This window comes from Thermotoga caldifontis AZM44c09 (assembly GCF_000828655.1).
Lineage (GTDB): Bacteria > Thermotogota > Thermotogae > Thermotogales > DSM-5069 > Pseudothermotoga_A > Pseudothermotoga_A caldifontis.
The window spans coordinates 636741-657427 of the sequence record NZ_AP014509.1 but is presented as its reverse complement, the minus strand read 5'-3'; the positions used below and the strand labels follow the sequence as shown (position 1 = coordinate 657427).

Below are 20687 nucleotides of genomic sequence, written 5' to 3'. Positions count from 1 at the left end.
CAGGAGGGGTGCAGATGAAGCGCGCCGTTGTTGTAATGCTCGTGGTGTTCGTTTGTTCGATGTTCGCAGGCATTATCGATGCTTTGGAAAGCGCCAAGAGCAACAGTCCGGCGTATTTGAAACTCACGCTGGACCGCGAACAGGCGGAGGACGATTACCAGAAGGCGTTGCTGGAAGCGAGGAACAAGAGGCAGGAACTTTCAGCCCAGCTTTCGAAAATGAGGGCCGACAACACATACAGAGAATCCCTGAAGAGTTTCGTGAGCGACTTTCTTGACACTTATTTTGGTGTGCTCGACTCACAGCTGGCGCTCGAAATAGCCCAGCTGAATCTGCAGATCGCACAGATCGATTACAAAGAAAAGAAAGACCTTTACGACAGAGGTGTTGGCACGCTCCAGGACGTCAAGAACGCGAGCGCCACACTGATAGAAGCGGAAAAGGATGTCGATACCGCGAAACTATCAGTGGAACAGGCGAAACGAGATCTTCAGGTGCTCGTGGGAGAAAAGTTCGAAGTGAAGGAACCGGCGAAGCTGAACCTGAACTTCTCTCTGCCCACAGTCGATGAACTCATGGACAGATCGCTCACGCTCGCCATGGCCAGGCTGAACGTTCAGATCGCACAGATGGACCTCGAAGGTTTGGTGAACCCGTCGCAGTACACGAAGAATCAGTACGAAAGGAATCTGAAGAAAGCCCAGGCCGACGTTCAGGCGTATCTGCTGTCGCTGAGAAAATCCTACGAAAACCAGGTCCAGACCGTTCGAAACGCCATCAAATCGATCCAGGCACAGATGGAAAAGATCGAGGTCGCGAAACTGCAGCTCGACACCGTTCAAAAGAATTTCTCCGCAGGTGTGGCGTCTGAACGGGACGTGCTGAACGCGAAGCTCTCCTACACGAACGCAAGAAGAACGTTCCTCTCGCAGTTGAAATCTCTTTTGAAGAACGTGTGCAATGTGTACATCGACGCGGAACTCGATTTCTCCAAGGTCCTCTCGACGATCCTTGGAGAGTGATGGACCGTGATCAAAAAGGTCCTTCTGCTGTTGTTACTGCCAGGTCTCGTACTGGCTTCCTTTCTGGACGAGGTTCAGAAGAATCTGCAGAACGATGTGAACTACCTTTCTGCAAAGCTCTCTTACGAAGAAGCAGTTTTTCAGGTTCGGAAAGACAAAAACATATTGATACCTTACGTTGGGTTGGATAAATTCACTGTCAGTGCATCGATTTCCGACAGCGATTTGACTTACACTGTGAACGTACCGCTCTCGATAACCTTTTCGAACGTCGCGGGGTTCAACTTCTCCATCTCGAACAGCTGGACGTATTCCTCGTCGAAAGAAGAATGGAGCGATTCTGGCTGGACGTTCTCCGTTTCCAGGAGTTTGTTTTCAAACTTCGATCTGGACCAGCTCGAAAAGCAGAAGAATCTCTTCGACACGAGCTGGAAACTTCTGTCTGCGAAGAACAACGTCTTTGTGAACACCGCAAACGACGTTTTCAACAGCTACTATTACGCGAAGAAGCTCGAAATCACCTCGAAAAGGCTCCAGCTCCTGAACGAGCAGATGGAAGAATTGAGAAAAGCTTACGAGGCCGGGAGCGTCGCTTATGAAGATATAATCAGCACTCAAAAACAACTGCAGAACCTCGTTCTGCAACTTGAAAAGATCAGGCAGACCAGATCAGGCGTATCGAAAGACTATCCACAGACCGTTCTGGATACGATGATGAACCAGCTGCGCCGGCTCACATCTGAGCTTCCGGACGAACAGGAGGCACTTGAAACCGTCAAATCGCGGTACGACGCTCAGGCTTCTTACATCGCTCTTCAGATCGCCAAGAAACAGAGCGAAAGGTCTTACCAGACCTGGCTACCGAACCCGACCCTGAGCGCGGGACTGAAACTGAAGGAAGAGGGTTACTCCGTATCGCTCGGTTTTTCGTTCAGCTATGATCTAATCGACAGGGGTGAAAGATCACACGCTTACAGAACAACCCAGAGCAGGTTCAACCTGCAGAGCGTCAGCTACGAAGAAAAACTGCGAAGTTTAGAGAAAGCGGTGAAGGATGCGTACGCTTCGATGAGGATCGCGGAGATTTCGAAACAGGTCAGTGGGCTCGATCTGGAACTGAAGAAAATGAATCTGGATAGGTTGAACAGAAAGAGAGAGTTCGTCTCAGAGCAGGATCTCGAATCGGCATTGCTCGACGTCGAAGAAGCTGAACTCGAGCTCTTCAAGACGGAGTTCGACCTGCTGATGAGCAAGGTGAACCTTTTGACGGTTCTGGGGTTCGACCTGATTGAGCTTTTGGGAGGTGCTTGAGCGTGCGCAGAGTACGCTGGATCGTTCTGATCCTCTTAGTTTCTTTCATGTTCGTATCCTGCAACAGGAACACGGCACAGACGAGCACAGTTGAGGTGAGCGAGTATGTGGTTTCGAAAACGAACTTGACCGATACTGTAACGGTCTCTGGCACCGTCCAGGCGAGAGAGTACGCAGACATCAAACCGTTCGTGTCCGGCATAGTTAAAAGAGTGTACGTGTCCAAAGGTGACAGCGTCAAGGCTGGGGATGTGATAGTCGAACTGGACGACGCTGAATACAGGCTCGCGTACATAAAGGCCCTTCAGAACTATGAGACGGCGAAGAATTCTGGCTCAAAGCTTTTGATCCAGCAGCGTGAGATAGAACTCGAACTGGCGAAGAGGGACCTCGAAAACTGCAAAATCGTCAGTCCAATAAACGGTGTGATCACTTCGATCGACATCAAGGAAGGCGATCTGGTCAGTTCCGGAAAGATCGTCGGCAGGGTTGTGAACCTGGAAAAGCTTTACGTCTCGGCTTCCGTGGATGAAGTCGATTATCCGAAGATCGCTCTGGGACAAACCGCAACGGTCAGTTTCGGCGCGATAGAAGGTTTGAATGTCAGCGCGAGGGTGACCTACATATCGAGCGTGGCAGAAACCTCGCAGGGAATCGTGGTTGTTCCCATCGAACTCGATCTGATGAACGTGAATGTTCCACAGCTCGGTAGCAGACTCAGCCAGATGAGCGAAGAAGAAAGAGCACAGCTGCAGCAGAGATTACAGCAATTGAGAACACAGTTCACCACAGGCCAACAGATACCTCAGAGGCAGCAGCAACGTACCTCTCAAACTCAACAAACTCAAAACTCCAAGATCATTCCCGGACTTTCCTGTGAAGTCAACATCATCACGATGAGCAAGGAGAACGTGCTGGCTGTGCCAGCCAACGCCGTCAAATTTTCTTCTGGAAAGGCCTATGTCACCGTCAAGAAATCTGATGGTACGACGGAGGAAAGAGAGATCGTTCTGGGCGTGAGAACGAGCAACTTCTACGAAGTTGTGGAAGGCCTCCAGAAAGGTGAGGTCGTGCTCGTGACCGGCAGAACGACGACCAACCGGACACAGAACGTTCCTCCCACCGTTTTCTTCAGACCGTGAGGTGAACTCCGTGGCCGAGATCATAAGGGTCGAGAACGTCAGGAAGATATACAGGATGGGTGAAACCGAGGTCAGGGCGCTGGACGGTGTGAGCCTGACGGTTGAAGAAGGGGAGTTCCTGATCGTGATGGGACCGTCTGGGAGCGGCAAGACCACCCTGCTCCATCTGATGGGCTGTCTCGATAAACCCACCGAGGGCGAGATATACATCGCTTCGACGCCCGTATCAAAACTGAGCGATGCACAGCTCGCGAAAGTGAGGAACAAAATGATCGGGTTCGTCTTTCAACAGTTCAACCTGCTCTCCCGTTTGACCGCCCTCGAGAACGTTGAACTGCCAATGATCTACGCGGGTGTTCCGAAGTCACTGAGGCGCAAGAAGGCTAAAGAGCTGCTCGAACTGGTCGGACTCGGAGACAGATTGCACCACAGACCGACACAGCTGTCCGGAGGCCAGATGCAGAGGGTCGCCATAGCGAGGGCGCTCGCGAACGATCCCGTCGTACTGCTCGCGGATGAACCGACCGGGAACCTGGATTCGAAGAGTGGAGAAGAAATATTGAAGATCTTCTCCGAATTGAACGAGAGGGGCCAGACCGTGGTCATAGTCACACACGATCCTGAAGTTGCCAGCCGGGGAGACAGGATAATTCGCATGCGCGACGGCAAGATCGTGGCCGAAGAGGTGAACGCGCATGCTTGAAATGCTGAAAGAGGCCTTTCGTTCCATCGCGCACAACAAACTGCGTACCGCCCTGTCCATGATAGGGATCATCATAGGTGTGGCGGCCGTCATAGGCGTCGTTTCGGTCGCCGAGGGTACGAGCAGGAGCATCAGGCAGTCTTTGACGTCCATAGGTTCGAACCTCATACTCGTCACGGCCGGGTTCACGAGGGGTGGAGGTGGACGCGTCGCCACGGCACTCACAGAAACTCTCGAAAAGGAAGATGCTGACAGGATAGCCCAGCTCTGTCCTTCCGTCAGGTACGTGACGCCAATCCAGCAGGGAAACTTCATCGTTCAGTACGAACGACAGAACAGCATGGCAACTGTTTTAGCTGCGAGAGCGGTGTTGTTCGACATGTTAAACGTCAAACTCGCCCAGGGAGAATTCTTTGACAGCTCGGATGAAAGACGTCGTGTGGCAGTCATAGGGAAAGAAGTCGCAGACGAACTTTTCCCTGACGGCAACGCTCTGGGACAGACTGTGAGGATCACGAGCGGTTCCATCAGACAGACCTACACCATCGTAGGTGTGCTCGAGAAAAGTGGAAACCTCCTGTTCCTCAATCCAGACAGATCGATCATAGTGCCCTTCTCGTCCGCCGAGAACAGGCTCTTCAGAAGGAGAAACGTCTCGATGATAGTCGCCCAGGCCGTCTCAGAAAACCTGGCGAACCAGGCGGTCGCGGAGATAGATTCCGTTCTGTTCGAGAAGTTCAAAGACGAACAGAGATACAGGATAGTGAGCCAGGACGCGCTCCTGGAGACTGTGAACCAGACGATGGCCATGTTGAGCTTCATGCTGGGTAGCATCGCTGGCATCTCGCTACTCGTGGGTGGCATAGGCATAATGAACATAATGCTCGTTACGGTCACAGAGAGAACCAGAGAGATTGGCATTCGGAAAGCCATCGGAGCCAGTCGAAGGCACATTTTGCTCCAGTTCCTGCTCGAGTCGATCGTGCTCACTTCCGTTGCGGGACTGCTGGGCATTGCAGCGGGTTTTGGCCTATCCAAGCTCATAGCGAGCATCGGCTCGGTACAAACCGCCGTGACACCAGGTGTGGTCCTCATAGCCGTTTCCGTCTCCATCCTTGTGGGTCTGTTCTTCGGTGTCTGGCCGGCCGTGAGGGCGTCAAAACTCGATCCGGTGGAGGCGCTCAGGTACGAATGAGCTTCAAAGATGTTTTCGCTGAAATCGCCCAGGACTACGAAAGCTGGTACGAAACTCCCTTAGGTTCCTTCGTGATAAAGGAAGAAGAGAAAGCGTTGAAGAAACTACTTCCCGCGGGCGAAAGACTCCTCGAAATCGGCGCTGGAACTGGTTGGTGGTTGAGAAGATTGAACTATCCGGTCATGGTCGCTGTAGAACCGTCCAAAACCATGTTCGAAATCGGAAGGAGGAACGTACCTTCGGCCCGGTGGATCTGTGCTGAGGGTGAAGAACTACCCCTGCACGATGATAGCTTCGATGTTGTCCTCATCTTCACAACGCTCGAGTTCGTTCAGGATCCCCAAAAAGTTCTGAACGAATCGCTGAGGGTTCTGAAACGAAATGGAGCCCTGGTGGTCGGCATTCTGAACGGCTTATCCTCATGGGTGGCGCTGTATCGCAAGCTCGCAGACAGAGGTGTCAAACCCTGGTCTCACGCTCGATTTTACACAAAGGAAGATCTCATCGAACTGCTTGGACCGTGTGAATCCGAAGCGGAGGCAGTTTTCCTCTCCCCAAACGCCTCTCCACCTTACGAAGAAGCCAACCTCGCGGGTGTGAAAGCCGGAAACTGCGGGGCGATCTACGTAGCGAGGTGGAGAAAGAAATGATTCTGGTGGAGGCGGGGGGAATCGAACCCCCGTCCGAATGTGAGCACCCCCAGGCTTCTCCGAGCGCAGCCTGTGTTCAGTTCTCGACTTGCAAAAGCCCACAGGCAGGCCTTCGCAAGTCACAGCCCCTGTGAAACCCGCCGAAAGGTCGGGGCAAACCTTCCAGCGGTGGACCGGCTGGGTCACGCCCCGTCCGCGGGCACCGGTCAGACCTCGCGGGGGACGGCTGCCTATTCTCTATTAGGCAGCGAGAGCCATTTCGTAGTTGGCACTTCTTTTTTGTTCCACCTTTTTTACGAGGAGGTGGAGACCTCGGCTCGCTTCCTGGGGGATCTCACACCCGTCGAACCCGTTCGCCCCCAGCAGTTATCTATTATACTCCATCTCTATGGACTGAAGAACGCTCGAAAAGTTCAAAGCCTGTACGCCTCGCTGATCACATGGAGTGCTACAGGCGGGAGAGTTTTGAAAGGTTCTACCAGCTGACCCTCCACCGGTGAGTACGCCTTGCTCTTCTCGGTCAGATAGAAGAACAAAGTCTGCAGAGATTTCTCATCGAACTGACTTTTGTGCTGTGAAATGGCCTGGAACTTCTTGTTCAGATGTTCCTGATCGATGGGATAAAAAGTGTTCGGAAACGCCGTGTTGAAGAAGGAAATCGCAGCCACTGCGTGCTTCGAAGTGCCTGGAAGTAATTTCGGCAGTCTGTACAGACTCACCGCCTGCGAAGTGGACATGCCGCACTTGATGTGATCCGGGTGCACCTCGTAAGGTGTGAAGGGATCGACCGTGAAGACCACGTCTGGTTCAACTTTTCTCAAAACTTCAACCAGTTTCACGCGCACCTGTTCGACAGAATAATCTCCAAGGTCTTCGAAACCGAGCCAGATCAGTTCGTGCACACCCAGTATTTCCGCAGCCTTTTCTTGTTCCTTTTTTCTGATCTGAGCAAGTCTTTCACCCATCAGCGATTCGTCGAGCGTCCCCGCCGAGCCGTCCGTCACCGTTACGTAGTAGACCCTGACACCTTTTTTCGAGAGTTTGGCGACCGTGCCACCCATGGAAATGTCGGCATCGTCCGGATGCGGTTGTACACACATCACTTTACCGAGCGAATCGAAATCTGGAAGCTTCATCATACCCTTGAGCTTTCGCACGAACTGTTCCAAGGTCCTCACTCCCCTTCAAAACAGTTTTTCTCGATGAACCAACCCACCAACACGAGAGAGATGGCGATGAAGCCAAAGGTCAGATACGTTGCCTTCGTTCCGAGGTGCTCCACAACCACTCCTCCGACACTCGAACCCAGCAGCGGCCCCACACCCTGAAGGGACATCCAGAAAACTATCTGCGTACCTTCCAGAACGTGACCCGAAAGCATCCGCCTCATCAAGAACAGCACCGAATAGTAGATCACTATGTAAGTCCAGCCGTGCAGGAGCTGGATGAGTATCAGCTGAGCCTCGTTAACTGCTAAAGGAGTCAAAACCAACCTGAGTCCCACGACGAAGAACGCACTGAGAAGCAGTCTGAGACTTCCAAATTTTTTGACGATCCGCTCGGCGAGCAATAAAAAGGGAATCTCGCTCATCGCCATGAGCGCGAGGCTCAGACCGACGCTCTCTGGCCGGAAACGCTTCGATTCAACAAGGACAGGCAAGAAAACGCTGTTGAACAGGTTGAAACCTACAGAAGCAGTCACAACCGTGAAAAGCAGAAAGAATCTTTTATCGACCGCTCGCACGGAAGGTCTGCGGTGGAATCGCACCCCAAGCTCACTCGTCTGCACCGCGAAGCCTATCAAGAAGAACAGAAGTGAGTAGAGCACGAACAACGAGCTGAAACCCCTGCTGACCAGCCTGGCTATCACGAAAGAAGCGAAGGCGTAACCGAGTGTGCCGAAGAGCCTTATTTTACCGTAGGCGAAGTTCGATTGACTCGCGAACTCCACCAAGGAAGATTCCAGAAGCGGAACCAGTGCGCCCTGCGAAAACATCAAAAGAAAACTGAAAGTGAAGATGAGAGCCACGGTTCTGGAGGCAAAGAGAGACCATACGGAAGCGATTCCCAGAAGGGAGAAGTAGAGAACCACTTTCTTCACACCCAGTTTGTAGGCCAGAAAAAAATAAAGCTGGTTTGCCCACAACGCGTTGATGGAAGGTAAGGCCATGAGCAAACCAACGATGGACGGAGACAGACCGATGCGAACGAAATATTGGCTCAACAGAGTCATGCATGCGAGTGATGCGTAAGCGAAGAATTCTATCGAGACCGAAGTCAAACGTTGTCGCACCATACAAAAAGATTATAAGACTCTGGCCGCGACGTCTGCAAGGTGTGTTCCGCGAACTCAGACCCTGAGCGTTTCTTTTTTCTTTTCGCTCGCCTGACCCTGTTGAACGTTGGAACCATGCAGGACTTTGAACTGCTTCTGAGCTTCCCTTATCAACCTTTCCTTCTCTGCCTCTTTGAGGAGTTCTTCGTGCCTGATCTTTGCGAGCAAGTACTCCAACATGTTCTCACCTCCGAGAAAAAGTTTATCATGTCCCTCAATTTTTGTCAAGTGTCTTTAGTAAATATTGACCCTATATATGAATATATCTCATATCATCGAATTCATTATCAAGATATATGAGTTGAGGGTCACAAAAATAAAACCCGCCCCGCGGGCGGGTTGAAGATGCCGCTCACATCGCTTCACTTCTTGTACTTCGTGATCTGTCTCAGGAAGTTGTGCCTCCATTCTCTATCTTTGTCCGTCTCGACACCTTTCACCGCGTAACCGTCCACGACACCTATGACGGCCCTTCCCTGATCGGTCTGCACCACGAGCACCTGAAGCGGGTTCGCAGTGGCGGCGAAGATCCTGCACACTTCCTGAACGTTTTTGATCTGGTTGAGGATGTTGATGGGATAACCGTTCTTGATGACCAGCACGAACAAATGTCCCGCTCCGATCCTTTTTGCATTATCGATCGCGACATCGATGAGTTCCTGATCGTTGCCTTCGTACCTGACCAGGCAAGGTCCGCTCGCCTCGTTGAACGCGAGTCCGAATTTCATGTTCGGATTCGTCGTCACCACAACCTCGTACAGATCTTCCACCGTTTTGATGAAGTGTGAGTGACCCAGAATCACGTTCGCACCTTCCGGTATGTTCACCTGAACCACTTCGATGTTCATACGATCACCTCACATTGAAAGATTGTTCTTGTACGCTTTCTTTGCCAGCGCCTCGTAAATCAGGTTCGTGAGAGAAGAGAGTTCCTGCCTCGTGGCCATCCTCGAATACTCGTAGAGGGTCATGTTCATGAACCAGTCCTCTGCGAGTGTTCGCCTGAACAGGCTGGATTTTGGAATCGACTGGTACATCCTCTTGAGCACATCGTAAAAGATCGTCGCGGTGAAATCTGCACACGCGTTCCAAAGTTTGTCTGAACTTTTGCCGATCGAAGGAACTGGTCCAACCATTCACATCACCACCAAGTCTGCGAGCAGCACGCCAGCCTTGTGCATGGATTGCAGTATCGCGATGATGTCCTGTGGTGTGGCACCGAGACTCTTCAGAGCTGAAACGAGTGCACCAACCGTGGCTTCCGTCCCGTTTTCGGCCAGCTTTCCATTCCTGATCGTCACGTTGAAAACTCCGTAGGACAACGTGAAATCGAGCACCTTCACGTTACCACCGAACACGATGGTCCCCGTTTTCTCGTTGACAACAACCTTTGCTGGCGCATCGACGGAAACCTCGATCTCCTCCACGAGCGCTAAGAAAGATATCACATCGTCTTCAAACGCTGAAGGCACATCTATCTTTATGGTGGAAGCATCGATCGCTTTGGCGATCTTCCTGTCGAAGGTGGTGTTTATCGCCTGCGCGACCCTCGCCGCGGTTGTGAAATCTGGCCGGTTCAACAAAAGCGTCACCGTGCTGGACTGGGCGAACTCGAAAGGTATCTCCCGTTCGACTATGGCACCCGCCGGAATGAAGCCGACAACCTTGTACTTGGATTGCAGGTTCGCCGAGACCTTCACCTCCGCTCCGCCCGTGCTCACACTGCCCTGCGCCACCGCGTACACATTACCGTCCGCACCGAACAGCGGTGTCTGGAGCAGGATGCCACCTTCGAGGGACTTCGCATCGCCTATGGATGCGACGACCACGTCGAGCCTCATACCTTCTTTGAAGAATGGAGGGATGTCCGCCACGACCATCACCATGGCGCTGTTTCTCGTTTTCAAATCCTCCGGATTCATCGTCACTCCGAGCGTTTTTGCGATGTTGCTCAGCACGGTGGAATTTATCTTGCCAGAATCTCCCGTGCCGTTCAACCCCACGACGATACCTATACCGAAGAGCTGGTTGTCCCTGACGCCTCTGAACTTAGCGATGTCTTTGATCCGCGCCGATGCGAAAATCGCGACAGTTAAAACTATCATCATCAAGAACAGCATTTTCTTCACACAGACCACCTCACAGCAGGAACCGGGCGATCGTGGAGAGGAACAGATCGAGCCACGACTGTTCGTCAGGTTTCTGCCTGAAGACGAGCTGACCGTTGACCCATATCTGGCAGTTGGCGATCTTGGAAGAATCCACCGTGTTGTTCGCGGCGATGTCGTCCGGTCTCACCGTTCCTCTGATGATCACCTCGCTGAGCTGGTTACCCACCTTGAGCTGCCGGCTCCCTTCGATGACCAGATTTCCATTCTCTATCGCCACCACCACGGCCGACATGGTCATGATAACGTTCGTGCTCGTCTTCGTACTCTTGTCGACGTTCGTGTTGTTGTTTATGGGTATGAACTTCGATAAATCGAAGTTGGTGATGTTCTTCACGGTGCCCGTGAGCAGATTCATGAGGGCCTTCTCCAAGGATTCTGTACTCGTCGAGGTGCTGAACTGTGGGTTTTCGCGCACCACGATCGTGACGATGTCACCAACACGGCTCGCTTTTCTGTCTGAGATGATGTATCTGAACTGAGGGTTGCTCGAACTGTTCCACAGCGAGGTGGCACACAGAATGCCTGCAAACATGACGAGTGCGAGCAGAAAAGTCTTCCTCATACTATCAACCTCCGATCACCAGAACTGTCAGATCTCTCTGCAGCAGACCTTCTATCAACGCACCACTGGAAACGTTCCTCACCTGAATTCTCTCACCAACGTAGGCATCCTTCATCGCGCGCACCTGTGCGGTCGCAAAGACCGAACCGATCTGAACCACCGCGGTGAGTAACTGGCCAGCCCTGACGTCCGGCGGTCTCAACAGATACCTCGCATCGATCGCTTCATCCTTTCTGAACATCCTGCGCGCGATTTTCCCGACAACTTGACTCAACTCCGAACAGTGTTCCACGTTCAGATCCAGCAGGTTCACCCTCTGTAACTGCACATCCTCCTCGTTCAGTAGTTCACCAGACTTGATCGTTCTTGCCGCGACGATCACTTCCCTGAAAACCGCGATCTCGGCCTGAATTCGTGCATAACCACAGAACTTTTTTTCTTTGAAGGCTTTGAAGAGAAAACTGAACAGGCTTCTGGAACGGCTGTGCGAGATCAACTCGACTCCATCGAATTCACCCGGTGAACTTTTGACCTGAAGCGAAACGATCGTGGCCTCTGGCCCAAAATTCTCCCTGGCGAATTTCTCTATCGCCCCAAAGAACAGATCGTTAGTGAAGGTGAAAACTGTGAACAGCAGTAGCAAGACCGTCAGAATTCCTTTCATGCCTTCACCGATTAACTATTTCTACGAACGATCCGGATTATCCTCGAGGATCATAAAAAAACCCGGTCTTTCGACCGGGCGATCTTTTTAAGCTTTTCTCCTATCGAACCACTTGACGAGTTCGAACAGGGGAACGATCATGAACGCTGCGATCAGGCTCACCAGAAGCTGGTGCCCCGCGAGGGTGGTGGTGCCGAAGACGTTCTGCAAGCCTGGAACGTATATCACCGCGAGCAGCAGCAGGAAGGACACGACGTTCGCCAGGATCAGGCGCGGGTTGTTCCCTATACCCACTCTGAACAGAGAGTGCTTCAGAGATTTGGAGTTGAAGGCGTGGAACATCTGACCCGTGCACAGAGTGAAGAAAACCATCGTTCTGAGAAGCCTTATTTCGTCGTGTTCCATCAGTGCCCAGCCGTACACGAAGAGGGTCAAAACAGAGAGCAGAAGTCCACCGATGAAAATCTTTTTTATCACGTCTCTGCTCATGATGCCTTCCTTCGGATCCCTTGGAGGTCTCGTCATCACATCAGGTTCTGCCGGCTCGACACCCAGCGCGAGTGCGGGAAGTCCATCCGTGACCAGGTTCATCCAGAGTATCTGCACCGGTATCAGAGGCAGTGGTAATCGGAGCAGGATCGAGATGAATATGGTCGCGACCTCGCTGATGTTGCAGGAAAGCAGATAACAAACGACCTTTCTTATGTTGTCGAAGATCTTCCTGCCTTCTTCCACGGCAGCCACGATGCTCGCGAAGTTGTCGTCCGTCAACACCATGTCCGCGGCATCTTTTGAAACATCGGTGCCGGTGATGCCCATCGCCACGCCTATGTCCGCCCTCTTCAGTGCCGGCGCATCGTTGACACCATCGCCCGTCATGGCCACGATCTTACCCTTCTTCTTGAGCGCCTCAACGATCTTCAATTTGTCGCTTGGGGAAACTCTCGCATAGACCTTGACGTCCTCAACCACTTCGGCCAGGTCGTCGACGTCCATCTCTATGAGCTCGCTTCCGGTGAGCGTCTTGCCGGCCGAATCGAGTATGCCGATTTCCCTCGCTATGGTCTGTGCGGTCGCTTTGTGATCACCCGTGATCATGATGACCTTTATACCTGCGGTCTTACACTTTTCGAGCGCGTCTCTCACTTCGGGCCTTGGAGGATCGATCATGCCTATCAGCGCGAGAAAGATCATGTCCTGTTCGAGGTTTTCGTATCGACCTTCTTCAACGTTTTTGTAAGCCACAGCGAGTACACGTAAACCGTCCTGCGCCATCTGCTGGTTGGTCTGCAGGATCTGTTCTCTGTCTTTTTCCGTCATCTTTCGTAGCTCTCCTGAAGGCGAAACGTACCTGGAGCATCTCGAAAGCACAACATCGGGGGCGCCTTTCGTGTACGAGACGAAGGTGTTTTCTTTCCTGTGAACGGTCGTCATCATTTTTCTATCCGAATCGAACGGTATTTCGTGAACGCGCGGCATTCTTTCTTCCAGTTCCGGCTTCCTCAACCCGAAGTCCCACGCGGCGAGAGCCAGCGCGATCTCGGTCGGATCACCGGAAGTTGCCTTCGTACTGTCTTTGAACGCCACGAAGGCATCGTTACACAGTGCGGCGCCCATGAGCGCTTCTTTCAAAGCGTCGGGAATCTGGTTGGACGGTTCGTGTTTCAGCCAGTTCTCCGGATGAAGGTAATACCTCACCACCGTCATCTCGTTCTTGGTGAGCGTGCCCGTCTTGTCTGAACAGATCACGTTGACTGAACCGAGTGCCTCAACAGCCTGCAGCCTTCTGATGATCACATGTCTTTTGACCATGTTGTACATGCCTAAGGCGAGCACGATCGTCACGACCGCCGGCAGACCTTCCGGCACCGCCGCAACCGCGAGACTCACCGCTGTGAGGAACATTTCCAGAATGGGATTCCCTTCGAGTATTCCAACTGCGAACACGATCGCACATATGATCAGAACGATCAGGCCTATCTGTTTTCCAAGCTTTTCGAGATTCTTTTGAAGCGGCGTCTCTTCCTCCTCCATCTCCGTTAACATCTTTGCGATCTTTCCGATCTCAGTCTCGTTCCCAGTGGCCGTCACGATGGCTCTGCCACGGCCTCTGCTCACGATCGTGCCGGAATAGACCATGTTCGTTCGATCACCTATGGGCAGGTTTGGTTCGTCTATGGCCTCGGTGGACTTCTCCACAGGCTGAGATTCTCCTGTAAGTGCGGCTTCACTGACGGAGAGGTTCACCGATTCGATCAACCTGCCGTCGGCAGGAACGTAGTTTCCCGCTTCAAGGATGACCACATCCCCGGGTACGATCTCGCGAGAAGGAACCGTCTGAACGATGCCGTCTCTCAAAACACGCGCACTCGGTGCGGCCATCTTCTTGAGCAACTGCAAAGATTTTTCGGCTTTGGCTTCCTGTATAGTACTGAGCGTGGCGTTCAGAACGACGATGATCATGATCAGTATGGCATCCACCGCTTCTCCAACAACGATGGATATACCCGCCGCGGCGAGGAGAATGATGATGAGAAAGTCCGTGAACTGCGAGAGAAACATCTGAAGGACTGTTCGCCTCTTTCTCTCGGCGAGCTCGTTTGGTCCGTACTGCTCCAACCTCTTCTTAGCCTCTTCACTGGAAAGGCCTTTCTGAGGATCCACACCGAGCTCGCGACACACTTCTTCCACACTGAGTCTGTAAAACTCTTTCAACGCATCATCACCCCCGAAGGCTGCTCAAGTAAAGTTTAGACAACTTCGGTTGCGAAAGTTTTGCGAAAAGCTGTCTTATCATCATGACCCTTCGCGGCTCTAATCGTTTTCTAATTCTCCGCGTACTATGATTTAGACAACCGACATTCTCCAGGGGGGATAGGGATGTACAAGAAACTTCTCGTGGCATTGTTTTTGATACTGGCCATAACCTTCTTAGCGTCGCAGTTCACGAGATCGATCAATGAAACCATCGAAGTCCTTCCGGACGGTTCTGCGATCATCACCAGAACGGAGTTCGTACCTCAATCCGATCTTTACAAAGTCTACGTGAAACATTACGACAACATTCGCCAGAACAAAGCAGCATTCGAAAACTTCGTTCTGGAACTCAGCAAACATTACTATTTTCTCTACGGTACGACTCCGACGTTCAGTCTCAACGATGTCAGTGTCACGGAAGATTCCAAGGGCATCACGATGACGATCAAGATGAAAGTTCCCGGCATCGTCAGGTATGTGGATGGAGCGTTTCAGATCATCAGGAAAGGTTTTGAAAACGAAAAAATGGCTGAAAAGTTGATGCCGAAGTACTTCGAAAACGAGATCGATGGGAAGTTCTTCGAATCGATGTTTCTCCAATCTGAAAAGAACACGCTCGTTACAGAGCGGAAGGTCGAAATCATCCTGCCAAAGGGTTCCGAGTTCAAACTCGCAAACACGTTCTTCACCAAAGGAGAACCTCGTTCGTGGTACGTCGATATGGGCGGTGGGACGACGTACAAGGCTCAACTTGAAAGTACAGAGCGCGGGGTTGTCCTGAAGGAAACCATAGTTACGAACGGCGGGGCACCGAAGAACCTGCTCGACAAGGAATCGAGCATCAAAGTCCTCGATTCTCTGAGAGACTACACAGCCTTCGCGATACATTTCACCAACAAAGAGATGGTACCGGAAAAACTTTCAAAACCTGTACCACACAAGATCGCTGACGATTTCTCCGATACGTGGAGTTTCAGTGTTTCATCGGGTGAGCTGTTCTCGTGCACCTTCACCTACCAGACTCTGTCGGTCACACCGAAGATCACGGTCACGTTGAAGTTCAGTGCCACCCTGACATGGAACCACCACTGGGTGAAGACAGGCTGGTTCAGCTGGAGCTACAGGCTCGACAAGTTCGAAACACTCATTTCGCTCAGCCCGTCTATCACACCGTCGCTGGAAGTTTCGTCAGGTGGAAGTATCGAAAAATCGTGGACCAAGGATGATCTGTTCAAGAGGACGAGCACCGTGACTTTCTGGGTGAGCTGTGTGCCCGTGGTGTTACAACTGGTGGCCGAACTGGACGCTGAAGCGACTGCAAAGATATACGGTTCGATCGGCTTCAAGATCTGGACCACTTACACACTCAACACCTCAGTCAGAGTGACCTACCAGAACGGCTGGAGCAAGAACGTGAGTTACTCTGCAAATTACTCTGGAGTGCACTTCGAAGCGAACGCAAACATCGGTGCTGAAGCAACCGGTAAATTACCGTTCACGCTGGCTGCCTACGTTTACTACGTCGCAGGTCCATTCTTGAGGCTCACTCCGTGGATCAATGGACAAACGTCGGCCTCGGTGGGAACACAGAATCAGGTTGGTTACTCCGTAACGGGTGGGCTGACCGCTTCTGGCGGTGTGCAGATGTCCGGCTGGCTCAAAAATCTGTGCGACAACATTCCAAGCGTTGAGTACACCTTCTGGGAAAAATCCTGGACGCTCGCGAGCGGCACTTACAGGTTCTGAAGCGTGAAAACCGACGAAACTTAGCGTTTCTCGAGCAACATTTGACAGGCCTGGTCGGTATCTCAGCGAAAGCCTTCTCAGAAAGCTGGCGGCCAGGTTTTTTCGTTTCCCAGCCCGACCGCTTGCATTTTGACTTCTCCCTTCTTAAGGTACACTTGTACTGGAGAAATTTCACAGGCTCACGGTGGAGGGATCCGAATCGTGAAGAAGCTCGGAATCGTGGGTTTTGGAGCGGCTGCGATCGGTTTTCTGGAGGGACTGATCGAGTCGAAGAAGATCCAAGATTACGAAATATTCGTGTTCGAAAAGGGGAAAGATCACGCACACAACACCATTTCCGGCGTGCGCATGGATGGGAAGATCTTCATCAGCAGGAGCATGGGCGGTGAACTGGATGTACCGCTGGACGTTCAGTACAGAATCGTCGAGCTGTATTTGAACCACTCCGGTTACAGGCCCACCCAAGACAGGACCGATCCGATAGAGTATTTGAAATCCTTCGAGAAGGATAGCAGGAGGATCGAGTTCGGGGAATCGTTCGCGGACGAAGAAACTTACAGGAAGTTCTACGATCACGGTTTTGAACCGATCAAGGCTTACTTTTTCCATCTGGGCACCGACGTGCTCAGGGAAACGAACAACAACCTGTTTCAACGCTTCTCTTCCTTCAAGAACGTGCATTTTCTCTTCGACACCACCGTTGAGGATGTCGAACTCGGTTCGAAGCACAGGATCATCACGAGCAGAGGTGAGTTCGAATTCGACGAACTCGTGATCGCCGTCGGAAGGAGCGGTCACAGATTGATGGACCGCCTCAAGGCGAAGTACCCCCAGCTCGTGAAGGAAAACTATTACGTGGATATAGGTGTCAGGTACGAGCTTCCCAACCACGTGATGGAAGATTTCTTCGACATGTACGAAGTGAAGGTACGCTACAAAACAAGAACTGGATACGTGTGCAGGCTCTTCTGTCAAAACCCGGCAGGAAAGGTGACGCTGGAAAAGTATGAAGATTTCACGACGGTGAACGGCTATTCCGACACCTACCACAAGACTCAGAACACGAACTTCGCCGTTCTGGTCACCACGAGGTTCACCGAACCCTTCAAAGATCCGACAGGGTATGGAAAAAATCTTGCAAAGCTCGCGAACATACTCGCCGGTGATAAGGAAAAGGTCATCCTTCAAACCTACGGAGACTTCAAAGAGTACAGAAGGACCAAGCGCCTCGGAAGGGTGTACCCAACACTCGACGAGAACAGTTTCATACTGGGAGACGCGAACCTGGTCTTCCCATCGAAAATAAGAGAATCACTCGTTGATTTCATAGAGAACCTGGATCGCGTCATCAAGGGTGTTGCGTACTTTGACAATTTACTCTACGCGGTGGAAGTCAAATTCTACTCGAACAAATTCTGCAACGATGTCGTTGAACATCTGCACGTGATAGGCGATTGCAGTGGCTGGACCAGATCGATCCAGTACGCCACATCGATGGGCTACATGAGGGCACTCAAACTCTGATCTTGGAAGGAGACCATTTTTCTGAAACAAAGCTGAATCAATCGCTACTGCGCCACAGGTTTTTCTTCCATGGAGAAGAACCCCACCATGGCCACTATGACACCCGCGAACATCAGTATCGCACCGATACCGAAGACGATGAGAAGGATCGCACCCCACTTGTAAAGGTTCGCCACGGTGTTGAATATGCTCATATTCGTGACCGCAGCGAGCAGCCTGTACGCCTTGATGTAGGACATCAAGCTGATGATCAAAAACACGATGGATAGAACCAGAAGGATGATCGCGGTGGCTCCGAGGGCGGAGAAGCCAAATCTTCCACCCCTCATCATGCCACCCATCACGGTTCCTACCACCATGACAGAACCCATCACCATGCCCACGAATCCGAGGATCACGGGCAGTAAAAAGAGGTTGAAGATCTCTCTCTGCCCCGTCAACTGTGAGATCTTATGGACTCCAACCAGGAAAAGCACCACTCCGACGATCGCGAAAACCCATCCCGCAGCGGGTATCATGGCGAGAAGGTAAGAGAACAACAGTCCCAAACCTGCCAGCAAACCAGCCTGTTTCACAACCTTCACCCCCCTCGATTGATTTCATTATACCACTCTAAATCACGATGCTTGATGTATAATACTACTCGGTGCCACGGTAGGCGGGGGGCTGGCGGTCCCCTGTACTCGAAATCCGCCGTACGCGAGGCCGAATTCCCACCGGAGGCGGTCCATGTCGAGACACAGGCTGAGCGGAAGGCGATGAAGGCCGGGTCCTGTGCAACGGTGCGCCGTGAACCTGGTCAGGTCCGGAAGGAAGCAGCCATAAGCGGTAGCACCGTGTGCCGCAGGGGTGCCTGGCTGGAGCTGGAAGCTCAGTTATGCCTCGGTTTGGGCTTGTCGAAGGTGGGTCCGTGGCACCATTTTTTGTTGATGAAGAGCGGCTCACGCCGCTCATCCGTGGACCTCTTTGTGGTACAGGAAACATGCCACGGAATGACCTTCCTTCACGCTCACCAGTTTCGGTCTGAATTCCTTACACTCCGTCAACCTTGAAGGGCACCTGTCGAAGAAGGGACAGCCCCTGTTGATGTTGGCCAGCGAAGGAACTTCGCTCACATCGATCAAAAACTTCATTCTCTTTTCCGGATCCGGGATGGGGATGGAACTGAACAGAAGTTTTGTGTAAGGATGAAGCGTATCTTCGATCACGGAATCCGTCCTCCCCATCTCGACGATCTGGCCCAAGTACATCACGGCGATCCTGTCGCTCAAGAACTGGATGATGGAGAGATCGTGTGAGATGAAGAGGTAAGTCAGCTTCAACTTCTCTTTGAGTTCCTTCAGCAGGTTCGCGATTTGTGCCTGAACAGAAACGTCGAGTGCACTCGTTGGTTCGTCCAGCACGATGAACTTCGGTCTGGTTATTATCGCCCTCGCTATGGCGATCCTCTGTCTCTGTCCCCCGGAAAATTCGTGCGGAAACCTCCCGAGATGCTCAGATTTGAGTCCGACACTTTCAAGGGTCGAGACGATCAGGTCCCTCTCCTCGGATCTCGGTACGATTCTGTGTATGCGCAGAGGCCTTGAGAGGATGTCGTACACAGTCATTCTTGGATTGAGGGAAGAGAATGGATCCTGAAAAACGATCTGCATGTTCCTCCTGAGTGGTCTCAATTCTTTTTCCTTCAGGTGTGTGATGTCCACGTCGTTGAAGTAGATCTTCCCGCCGCTCGGTTCGTACAACCTTATCACGGTTCGTCCGAGCGTGGTCTTTCCGCAGCCCGATTCTCCCACAACTCCGAGCGTTTCGCCCTCTTCTATTTCGAAAGAAACATCGTTGATGGGTCTTATCGAGTGCCTGCCACCGAAAAACCCAAGTTTGATGGAAAAGTCCTTGACGAGCCTTTCAACCCTCAAAACCTTCATCTGTTACCACCACCGTTGTAGGGATTGAAACACGCCACCAAATGCCTTTCACCTGCAAGCTTCGGTGCCTCCACGTCGCAGACACCCTGTATGAACCTTTCGCACCTGGGATGAAAACGACAGCCGGTCGGTGGATCGATGAGGTTCGGCACGCTCCCTTCTATGATTCTCAACCTTTCCACCTTTTTCCCCACAGGTGGTATCGCGCTCAGCAGGCCCCGCGTGTATGGATGCATGGGACGTGTGAATATCTCCTTTATATCAGCGATCTCCACCACGTAACCGGCGTACATCACCGCGACCCTGTCACAGATCTGTGCGACGATACCGAAGTTGTGAGTGATGATCAGGACACTCAATTTAAGCTGTTCGTTCATCCTCTTGATCAGGCCAAGGATCTGCGCCTGAATCGTGACGTCGAGCGCGGTGGTCGCCTCGTCCGCAATGAGCAATTTGGGATTGCACAGCAGTGCCATGGCGATCATCACACGCTGCCTCATTCCGCCCGAAAGCTGGTGTGGATACTTGTTCAGGAGTGCTTCTGGATCTTGCATCCTCACCAGCTTGAACACCTCAAGTATCTTCTCGATCGCCTTTTTCTTTTCGAGTTTCTCGTGCGTCATGAGCACATCGCACAGCTGCTCTCCAACGGTGAAGGTGGGATTGAGCGAGGTCATCGGTTCTTGAAAGATCATGGCGATCTTCTTGCCGCGAATTTCCCTCATCCTCTCCTCATCGAAAGAACTTATCTCTTCTTTCTCGAACCATATCTTTCCAGAAAGCAACCTCGCCGGTGGTGTTGGTACGAGCTTGAGTATGCTCATCGCAGTTATGGACTTGCCACTTCCGGTCTCGCCAACCACACCAACGATTTCTCCTTCGTTCACGGTCAGATTCACATCCTCCAGCGCCTTCACCGTTCCTTCCTCGGTGTCGAAATAGAGTCTCAAATTCTCTATCCTCAGAATTTCCCTCATTCC

The 20687-nt window shown here is 52.0% G+C and carries 20 protein-coding genes and 2 other RNA genes; 9 read left to right on the top strand and 13 right to left on the bottom strand.

All coding sequences use genetic code 11. The features are described 5' to 3' along the window. Positions 1 to 14 precede the first annotated feature (14 nt). From TSP01S_RS03135 to TSP01S_RS03110, 6 genes are read left to right on the top strand one after another with little or no spacing between them, the layout of a single operon-like run. Positions 15 to 1022: a TolC family protein gene (locus TSP01S_RS03135; protein ID WP_041076387.1), complete on the top strand. Its 1008-nt coding sequence runs from the start codon at positions 15 to 17 to the stop codon at positions 1020 to 1022. A 6-nt stretch (positions 1023 to 1028) separates the two neighbouring features. After that, positions 1029 to 2333: a TolC family protein gene (locus TSP01S_RS03130; protein ID WP_041076385.1), complete on the top strand. Its 1305-nt coding sequence runs from the start codon at positions 1029 to 1031 to the stop codon at positions 2331 to 2333. Positions 2334 to 2335: 2 nt separating this feature from the next. Further along, entirely contained in the window at positions 2336 to 3475 is a 1140-nt protein-coding gene (locus tag TSP01S_RS03125) for an efflux RND transporter periplasmic adaptor subunit (RefSeq protein ID WP_041076383.1), read from the top strand. 10 nt (positions 3476 to 3485) lie between these two features. Next, complete coding sequence (locus TSP01S_RS03120) at positions 3486 to 4178, top strand: ABC transporter ATP-binding protein (RefSeq protein ID WP_041076381.1); 693 nt, start codon at positions 3486 to 3488, stop codon at positions 4176 to 4178. Beyond that, a complete protein-coding gene (locus TSP01S_RS03115; RefSeq protein ID WP_041076379.1) occupies positions 4171 to 5373 on the top strand; it encodes an ABC transporter permease in 1203 nt (400 codons plus the stop codon). Before TSP01S_RS03120 ends, TSP01S_RS03115 begins: the two co-directional genes overlap by 8 nt. Further along, positions 5370 to 6023, top strand: coding sequence for a class I SAM-dependent methyltransferase (locus TSP01S_RS03110; protein WP_041076377.1), 654 nt, complete (start codon positions 5370 to 5372; stop codon positions 6021 to 6023). Before TSP01S_RS03115 ends, TSP01S_RS03110 begins: the two co-directional genes overlap by 4 nt. Positions 6024 to 6026: 3 nt before the next feature. Here TSP01S_RS03110 and ssrA read toward each other — a convergent pair. From ssrA to TSP01S_RS03070, 10 genes are all read right to left on the bottom strand, one after another. Then, positions 6027 to 6384: a transfer-messenger RNA gene (ssrA, locus tag TSP01S_RS10155) on the bottom strand. A gap of 52 nt (positions 6385 to 6436) precedes the next feature. Further along, complete coding sequence (locus TSP01S_RS03105) at positions 6437 to 7192, bottom strand: PIG-L deacetylase family protein (RefSeq protein ID WP_231848596.1); 756 nt, start codon at positions 7190 to 7192, stop codon at positions 6437 to 6439. Between the two features lie 5 nt (positions 7193 to 7197). Next, a complete protein-coding gene (locus TSP01S_RS03100; RefSeq protein WP_082021634.1) occupies positions 7198 to 8319 on the bottom strand; it encodes an MFS transporter in 1122 nt (373 codons plus the stop codon). A gap of 54 nt (positions 8320 to 8373) precedes the next feature. Further along, a complete protein-coding gene (locus TSP01S_RS10290) occupies positions 8374 to 8538 on the bottom strand; it encodes a hypothetical protein (protein ID WP_171816799.1) in 165 nt (54 codons plus the stop codon). 182 nt (positions 8539 to 8720) lie between these two features. Continuing rightward, positions 8721 to 9206, bottom strand: a complete 486-nt coding sequence (locus TSP01S_RS03095; protein ID WP_041076374.1) for an adenosine-specific kinase — start codon at positions 9204 to 9206, stop codon at positions 8721 to 8723. 9 nt (positions 9207 to 9215) lie between these two features. Then, positions 9216 to 9494 (bottom strand): hypothetical protein, encoded by a 279-nt coding sequence (locus tag TSP01S_RS03090; RefSeq protein WP_052463480.1) that lies wholly within the window; start codon positions 9492 to 9494, stop codon positions 9216 to 9218. After that, positions 9495 to 10478, bottom strand: coding sequence for a flagellar basal body P-ring protein FlgI (locus TSP01S_RS03085; RefSeq protein ID WP_041078368.1), 984 nt, complete (start codon positions 10476 to 10478; stop codon positions 9495 to 9497). Positions 10479 to 10497: 19 nt separating this feature from the next. Next, the gene (locus tag TSP01S_RS03080; protein ID WP_041076372.1) at positions 10498 to 11091 is read right to left on the bottom strand and encodes a flagellar basal body L-ring protein FlgH; all 594 of its coding nucleotides are present in this window, start codon (positions 11089 to 11091) and stop codon (positions 10498 to 10500) included. 4 nt (positions 11092 to 11095) lie between these two features. Continuing rightward, the gene (gene flgA, locus TSP01S_RS03075) at positions 11096 to 11755 is read right to left on the bottom strand and encodes a flagellar basal body P-ring formation chaperone FlgA (protein ID WP_041076370.1); all 660 of its coding nucleotides are present in this window, start codon (positions 11753 to 11755) and stop codon (positions 11096 to 11098) included. A gap of 87 nt (positions 11756 to 11842) precedes the next feature. Continuing rightward, on the bottom strand, positions 11843 to 14470 hold the full coding sequence (locus TSP01S_RS03070) for a calcium-transporting P-type ATPase, PMR1-type (RefSeq protein WP_041076368.1): 2628 nt from the start codon (positions 14468 to 14470) through the stop codon (positions 11843 to 11845). 165 nt (positions 14471 to 14635) lie between these two features. Here TSP01S_RS03070 and TSP01S_RS03065 point away from each other — a divergent pair, with 165 nt between their 5' ends. Then, positions 14636 to 16258, top strand: a complete 1623-nt coding sequence (locus TSP01S_RS03065; protein WP_041076366.1) for a hypothetical protein — start codon at positions 14636 to 14638, stop codon at positions 16256 to 16258. A gap of 198 nt (positions 16259 to 16456) precedes the next feature. Continuing rightward, on the top strand, positions 16457 to 17782 hold the full coding sequence (locus TSP01S_RS03060; protein WP_041078366.1) for an FAD-dependent protein: 1326 nt from the start codon (positions 16457 to 16459) through the stop codon (positions 17780 to 17782). A gap of 44 nt (positions 17783 to 17826) precedes the next feature. Here the strand turns inward: TSP01S_RS03060 and TSP01S_RS03055 are convergent, their stop codons facing one another. After that, the gene (locus TSP01S_RS03055) at positions 17827 to 18357 is read right to left on the bottom strand and encodes a DUF996 domain-containing protein (protein ID WP_041076364.1); all 531 of its coding nucleotides are present in this window, start codon (positions 18355 to 18357) and stop codon (positions 17827 to 17829) included. 74 nt (positions 18358 to 18431) lie between these two features. Between TSP01S_RS03055 and ffs the strand changes: the two genes are divergently transcribed. Further along, positions 18432 to 18696: signal recognition particle sRNA large type (gene ffs, locus TSP01S_RS10150), an RNA gene on the top strand. Positions 18697 to 18732: 36 nt separating this feature from the next. Here the strand turns inward: ffs and TSP01S_RS03050 are convergent. Then, positions 18733 to 19707, bottom strand: coding sequence for an ABC transporter ATP-binding protein (locus TSP01S_RS03050; protein WP_041076362.1), 975 nt, complete (start codon positions 19705 to 19707; stop codon positions 18733 to 18735). After that, complete coding sequence (locus TSP01S_RS03045) at positions 19704 to 20684, bottom strand: ABC transporter ATP-binding protein (RefSeq protein ID WP_144380673.1); 981 nt, start codon at positions 20682 to 20684, stop codon at positions 19704 to 19706. The genes TSP01S_RS03050 and TSP01S_RS03045 overlap by 4 nt, the downstream gene beginning before the upstream one ends. Positions 20685 to 20687 lie beyond the last annotated feature (3 nt).